The following is a 763-nucleotide window of genomic DNA, read 5'->3' as shown; positions in this document are numbered from 1 at the left end:
GCGGTGTAGATGTCCTGCAGCACGGCTTTCTCCAGCTCAAGTTCGCTGAGCAGGTTCTTGACGATATCGCCCAGGCTGATGATGCCAACCAGCGAGGAGGTCTCGGTGACCATCAGGTGGCGGTGGTGCGAGTACGTCATCAATGCCATGGCCTGCTTGAGGCTTGCTTCGGGCGAGATTACTTCCAGACCGGTTGAGGGCAGGCTGGAGATGACCCGGCGTACCGCTTGCGGGCCGTCGTCGGCCACGCTGCGCACGATGTCCTTTTCGGACAGGATGCTGACCGGTGCGTCGTCCTTCATCACCACCAGTGCGGCGATCCTGTTCGCACTCATTTTGTGCGCGGCTGCGCCGATGGTGTCTTCACTGTCGATGGTGACTACGGTTTGCTTCTTGGACTGCAGGAGTTCGCGGACGTTCATTGATGTTTCCTGGTGCAGGTTGCTCAATCGGAAAAGTTCGCTTGGCCGCCAGCAAGGCTGGCTGCCGTGTTGCCGTGATGTCCTCGGCAGCTCGATTCTACGAGCCCGATGGCCGCTTGGAATTTGCGTGCTTGGGATGGTTCGTCATGCATTTGTAGGTGATTCGCAGCATCTCAGTTCCAGCAAAACCGGTGCTGAACAACGCATCGTTACCACCGGCATCTTGTGCTTGGGGCTACGCTGTGCGCACTCGCGCGACGCGGCCAAGGCGGGAGTTGATCAGCTGCCTGGGAGGCTGCGTGTTTCCCAGCCGATTGCGGATGCATCGCCCGGGTATTTGC

Annotated in this window: 1 protein-coding gene; it reads right to left on the bottom strand. The window is 59.5% G+C overall.

Annotated elements, in window-relative coordinates; genetic code table 11:
• The coding region (locus tag ABB27_RS19130) for a CBS domain-containing protein (protein ID WP_057630906.1) at positions 1-422 on the bottom strand (422 nt) is incomplete at its 3' end.
• Positions 423-763 lie beyond the last annotated feature (341 nt).

It is taken from the genome of Stenotrophomonas terrae (assembly GCF_001431465.1).
Lineage (GTDB): Bacteria > Pseudomonadota > Gammaproteobacteria > Xanthomonadales > Xanthomonadaceae > Stenotrophomonas > Stenotrophomonas terrae.
This window is presented reverse-complemented; position numbering and strand designations above follow the sequence as displayed.